The organism is Desulfovibrio sp. TomC (genome assembly GCF_000801335.2).
GTDB lineage: Bacteria > Desulfobacterota > Desulfovibrionia > Desulfovibrionales > Desulfovibrionaceae > Solidesulfovibrio.
On sequence record NZ_JSEH01000057.1, the window covers coordinates 1 to 2,830 of the forward strand.

Below are 2,830 nucleotides of genomic sequence, written 5' to 3' on the forward strand. Positions count from 1 at the left end.
GGCAATGGAAGCCCCCCCCGCCTTTAGCTCATTGAATGCGTGTGGAGAAAGCAAGTATTCCTCGAAGTCCTTGAACTGGCGGTTCCCGGAAACCCAGAGATCCCCGGATCGGAGGGAATTCTTCATCTCCGAGAGGACGCACAGTTCGTAAAACCGACGTTCGATGCCACCCTCTCCGTGCACCAGAGACGCCCACCGTTTCCGGATAAAGCGAGACGGCGCGCCTTCCGGGATTTCGCGGGTTCCTGTGGCGTTCAGTCTTAGGAGGAGGTAAATTGCTTCCAGCAGATCTTCCGCTACGGGTGCAGCTTTGAACTCGAAGGTCTCCAAGAGAGCCGGGGCATAACGCCGGATCTGCGAATACGAGGTTCCGATCAGGCCGAGGGAGTCATCCGCGCCGGGCTTGGCAATGCTTGCAGCCTCCGTCACGCTGGCCTCGAAGGCTTCCCAAGGCATGACCGTTTCGATGGCGGTAAAGGGGTCCACGCCGTTCTTTCGGGCTTCCACCAATGCGTGCCCGACCTTGGTGAACAGCCGGCCCTTCTCGTTGATGGTTTGGGCTGAATCCGCGAAGGCCTCCAGGTGGCGGCGTTTTGCCCGCGCGAAGAGCGCCCCCATGATGCGGTCGTGCATGTCGAGGCATTCGTCCGTTAGGGTGGCGCGGGTTTCCAGAAGCAGGGCCACCAAAAGGGCGTGGCGTTGATCATCATCGAAACGCCGCAGATGTTGGCTGGTGGACTGTTCTGCTGTTCGGGCCAACTTCAGCAGGCGGTTCTGGTGGACCGCGTTGGCCAACTCCGGCGGCAGGCCAAGGTCCCGGATGCGGCGTAGCCGCTCTATCAAATCCATCAAGTGGCGTGGACCCGTGGCGGTCACGGGCTGGCGCAGCCAAACCAAGACGTTGATGGTGGTGGATTCTTTCAACTGGAACAGGGTGTCCAACTTCTTCTGTTGGGCCTGAGAAAGGGGATCTGTCAGCGCCTGGTGGATCTGGCGCAGGGCGCGGGAGGCCGCCTCGGCGCACAAACGCTCGACCACCGAAATTGAGGGAACGATAATTTTGTGGATCCGGAGTTCTTCTAGGACGGTTTGGGCCAACACCATGCCCTGGTCGCTCTGTATGGCCAGTGGGAAAAGCCAGAGTGCCAACTCGCGATAGGACGCCGCAGAGAATTGCCGATAGCCATAGGCGTCGATGATGAGCTGTAGGTGCTCTCGCCGTGTTTGATCCCGTTGGGCGTATTCGGACCACACCTCCGAATCAAGACCAAGCTGGCGAGCAACAAGTCGCGTCAGTCGAGGGTCTGGACTTTCCCCAGCCCCGAGTATCTGCCCTGGAAAACGGAGGTGGCAAAGATGGACTGCGAAACCGAATCGGTTGGAATCACCAAGCCTCTGCTGAACAAGAGCCATGTCACGAGTTGTGAATGGATAACGACGGATGAGTTCCCCCTCGTCCTCGGGAAGAGCCAATATTGCGGCCCGTTGAATGGGAGACAGGAGCTCGCGTCGCGGCATAGAAGCCCTCACAAACATTCGTTTGCGTAACCACAATGCCCATCACGAAAAACATGGACTTGCGCATTGCAACAATATATTGCAAAATAAGAATAAATGGCAATAGGATTTTGCAACTATGCGTATCGGCTACGCACGCGTTTCCACACAGAAACAAGACACCCAGGCACAAATTGCCGCCCTTAAAGAATCCGGCTGTGAGCGGATTTTTCAGGAAAAGGCCTCCGGCGGTCGATGGAACCGGCCAGAACTGCATCGCCTGCTGGAGCATCTGCGCAAGGGGGATGTGTTCGTTGTCTGGAAACTAGATCGTCTCTCACGCTCACTGAAAGACCTTCTCCTGACGCTCGAAAAAATTGAGGCGGTAGGCGCTGACTTCCAAAGCCTGACCGAAGCGATAGACACTTCTGCCCCGGCTGGGCGCATGATGATGCAGATCGTGGGATCATTCGCTGAATTTGAACGCGCCATGCTGCGTGAGCGTACGAGAAATGGCCTTGCGGTTGCGCGAAAGGAAGGTCGGGTAGGTGGCCGGCGGCCCAAGCTGACTGTGCAGCAGCAAGAGGAAATCGTCGCAATGGTGACGTCAGGCCAGAAGACGGGATCTGACGCCGCCAGGTTGTTTCGCGTACATCCGTCCACTGTCGCTCGAATCTTGGCAAGGCACCAACAATAATGGGTAAATCATGGTTGCGATTTCTTCCGCTTTCTGACTCGCCCCAAACGGTATGTCACCTCATGATGTGGCCAAGAACAGCGGAGTGTCCGCGCAGACGCTGTAACGCTGTATCCTGCCCCCGCCCACCCTTAGCGTGCATAAATTTCCGTTCGGTGACGTGACCCCTTCCATGCGCCCCAAGAGCCAGCCCTGTCTGTGCCGCACTTCTGCCAGTTGCCTGCTCAGGGCAGCGGCGTCCCATCGAAACTGGGGCCAATCAGCCTGATCATAAATGTATTTTCTCATTCACCGCACTCCATGCGGTGAATGTGGGGTGTATTCGTCGCATGAGCAAGCGAAAAATGGGCATAGCTGTGCAGCCCCCTAGAACGGCCCAGGTTGGATTTTTCAAGGCTATCATGGGGGAATGCCGTTTTTGGCGATAGGATTGAACATTCGGCCGTTTTGCCGGGTCTGTGGCTGTCGGCTGTCCGAGCTTCCGCGTTCGACCGCACCACCGCACGCACCGTGCCCTTGAAGGCTTGCCTTTCGGCTGTTCGCCGGGGGGCGTGTTTTTTGGGAGCGCAGCGACCTGGCTTGGCCGAAGGCCATTTTCCCCCGCAGGGGGGCGGCTACGTCAAGTACCCGAACTGT

3 protein-coding genes are annotated in these 2,830 nt (G+C 57.7%); 1 reads left to right on the plus strand and 2 read right to left on the minus strand.

The genetic code is table 11. The features are described 5' to 3' along the window. Positions 1 to 1,518 (minus strand): DUF4158 domain-containing protein (locus tag NY78_RS21460; protein ID WP_043640985.1); only part of this gene is annotated, 1,518 nt, incomplete at its 3' end. Positions 1,519 to 1,636: 118 nt separating this feature from the next. Here NY78_RS21460 and NY78_RS21465 point away from each other — a divergent pair. Beyond that, the gene (locus NY78_RS21465; RefSeq protein WP_043640979.1) at positions 1,637 to 2,194 is read left to right on the plus strand and encodes a recombinase family protein; all 558 of its coding nucleotides are present in this window, start codon (positions 1,637 to 1,639) and stop codon (positions 2,192 to 2,194) included. A gap of 60 nt (positions 2,195 to 2,254) precedes the next feature. Here the strand turns inward: NY78_RS21465 and NY78_RS25950 are convergent, their stop codons facing one another. Continuing rightward, positions 2,255 to 2,482: a DUF4172 domain-containing protein gene (locus tag NY78_RS25950; RefSeq protein ID WP_043640982.1), complete on the minus strand. Its 228-nt coding sequence runs from the start codon at positions 2,480 to 2,482 to the stop codon at positions 2,255 to 2,257. Between the last annotated feature and the right edge of the window lie 348 nt (positions 2,483 to 2,830).